Annotated in this window: 1 protein-coding gene; it reads left to right on the top strand. The window is 75.3% G+C overall.

Features of this window, described 5'->3' with window-relative positions; translation table 11 throughout:
* The coding region (locus tag FNQ90_RS18825; RefSeq protein ID WP_182607451.1) for a type 2 lanthipeptide synthetase LanM family protein at positions 1–2,762 on the top strand (2,762 nt) is incomplete at its 5' end.
* Positions 2,763–2,766 lie beyond the last annotated feature (4 nt).

The raw sequence follows: 2,766 nt of genomic DNA, 5'->3' as shown, positions 1-2,766 counted from the left end.
TCCTTCCCGTGGTGCGTCCCCTGATCGCCGCGGCCTGGGCCGGGGTGGGAAGGGTCTCCCTGCCCGGGGAGGAGACGGCCGTCGCCCGGGCCGCTTTCGAGCGGCGGTTGGGGGCCCGGTTGACCCGTCAGGCGGGTCGCACGCTGGTGGGTGAGCTGCACGCCGCCCGGGCCGCCGGAGCCCTGGAGGGAAACACCTCCAGGGAGCGGTTCGCGTCCTTCACCGCCGCCGCCGGAACCCGCCGGGAACTGGCCGGTCTGTTCGCCCGCTACCCGGTGCTGGCCCGCCTGCTCGGGCAGTCCTGTGTCCTCGCCACGGAGGCCATGAGGGAATTCCTGGTTCGGTACGCGGCCGACCGGCCGCTTCTGGTGGAGACCCTCCTCGGGGGTGAGGACCCGGGCCCCCTGACCGACATCGAGATGGACCGGGGGGACTCCCACCAGGGGAACCGGTCGGTGGCCGTGCTGCGGTTCGCCGGGGGCGCCCGGGTCGTCTACAAGCCCCGCCCGTTGGACCAGCACCGGCTGCTGGACGAGTGCGTGGACTGGCTGAACGGCCGGGTGGACGGCCTGGAGTTGCGGACCGCGAGGTCCCTCTCCCGCCCGGGGTACGGCTGGTTGGAGTACATCGAGCACCGGGGCTGCTCCTCGGTGACGGAGGTGGACCGCTTCTACCGTCGCCAGGGCGCGCTGTTGGCGCTGCTGTACGCGCTGGAGGGCGCGGACATGCACTACGAGAACGTGATCGCGTGCGGGGACCAGCCGGTGCTCGTGGACGCCGAGACCCTCCTGCACTCCGGTCTGCCACCCGCGTCCACCGCCGGCCCCGACCCGGCGGCCGACGCCCTGAACTCCTCCGTGCACCGCACCTGCCTGCTGCCCCAGCTCCTCATCGGGGAGAACGGCGCCGTGGACATCTCGGCGCTGGGCGGTCCCGCCGGCGAGGCGTTTCCCGCCGACGGCCTGCGCTGGGTGGGGGTCGGGACGGACGAGATGCGGGTGGTCCGGGGGCCGGTGGCCTGCGAGCGGGGGCGCAATCGACCGCTGCTGGACGGACGCGCGGCCGGCCACGCCGATCACCGCGCCGCGCTGATGGAGGGTTTCCGCCGTGCCTACGACACGATCGACGGGCACCGGACCGAACTGCTGGGCCCGAACGGTCCCGCGGCCCGTTGGGCGGGGGCCTTCGGCCGGTTGATCGTCCGATCGACCCGCCTGTACGTCACGCTCCTGGAGGAGGCGGGCCACCCGGCCGTGCTCGGCGACGCCCTCGCCCGGGACTCCGTGTTCGCCCTCCTGTGGACCGAGTCGGCGCACGACCCGACCCGGCAACGCCTGATCGAGGAGGAGATCCGCGACCTGTGGTCGGGGGACGTCCCGCTCTTCTTCCACCGCCCCCGGGAGACCACGGTGTGGACCGCGCGCGGCGACCGGTTGGAGGGGGCGCTGCCGGTCTCCGGTCTCGATGCCGCGAGGGGGAAGGTCACCGGCATGGGGGAGGTGGACCGCCACCAACAGGAGTGGGTCATCTCGGCCACCCTCGCCGTCACGACGGCCAACACGGCCGGAGCCGGGGCAGCGCGCCGCCGTTCGGTTCTCGTTCCCCAGCCGGCTCCCCCGGTGGCGCCGGAGGCGTCCCGGCTGCTGAGCGCGGCCTGCGGCATCGCGGACGAGATCGCCGCCCGCGCCCTGCACGGTGACGATCGGGTCAACTGGTTGGGACTGGAGCGGGTCACCGACGAGCACTGGGCGGTGCTGCCCATGGGCGCGGGCCTGGCCCAGGGGTACTGCGGCGTGGCGTTGTTCCTCGCCCAGATCGGCGCCCTGACGGGCGCTCCCCGCTACCTCTCGCCGGCGCGGCGGGTGGTGGACTCGCTGTCCGGTCTGATGTCCGCGATGGTCGCCGATCCCGCGCTGAGCGACGCGGTCGGCCCCGGTGCCCTGAACGGCCTGGGCGGCATCGCCTACACGGTCGCCCGCCTGGGGCCGCTGCTCGGCGAGGAGCCCGTCGACTGCCTTTCCGACTCGTTGGCGGCCCTGGAGATCGCCGCACTGTCCGCGGCGGGTGAGGGCGGTCCGGGGGATGTGGCCGACGGCCTGGCCGGAGCCCTGGCGTCCACCCTCGCGGTGTGGGGGTCCACCGGGTTCCCGGGGTCCGCCCGGCTGGCGGACTCCCTCGCGGCCCGCCTGGCGTCCGGAGCCGGCTCCGACCCCGGTTCGGGGGGTTCGGGGTTCGCCCGGGGCGCGGCGGGCACCGCGTGGGCGCTGCTGCGGTACGCCGGCATTCCCGGCGGCGGGGGCGCGGCCCTCCGCGAGGACGCCGCCGCCTCCCTGCGGACCGCCCTGGCCCGCTCCCTGGTTCGTCCCCGGGACCTCACCTGGTACGACGGGCTCCCGGGCACCGTGATGGCCGCGGCCGACGCGCTGCCGGAGGACGGGGCCGGTGACCTCGACCGGTGCGCGACGCTGTTGGGCTCCTCCCCGCTCCCCGCAGACCTGAGCCCGCGCCACGGGGCCATGGGGGTCCTGGAGGCCCTCTCGGTCCTCGCCGCCCGCGGGGACGAGAGGGCCGGGGACGCGCTGCGTGCCCGGACCGGGGAACTGCTCGGACGCGTCGAGCGCCACGGCCACCGCTGCGGCACCCCCGACCACGTCCCCTCCCCCGGGCTGCTCAGCGGCCTGGCCGGTATCGGCTACGGCCTGCTGCGACTCGCCTTCCCCACCGAGGTCCCCTCGGTCCTCCTGCTCGACTCCCACCCCTGAGGGC

Origin of the sequence: Streptomyces alkaliphilus, assembly GCF_014141535.1 — a bacterium.
Lineage (GTDB): Bacteria > Actinomycetota > Actinomycetes > Streptomycetales > Streptomycetaceae > Streptomyces > Streptomyces alkaliphilus.
The sequence above is the reverse complement of the archived record's forward strand: the minus strand, read 5'-3'. Positions and strand labels throughout refer to the sequence as shown.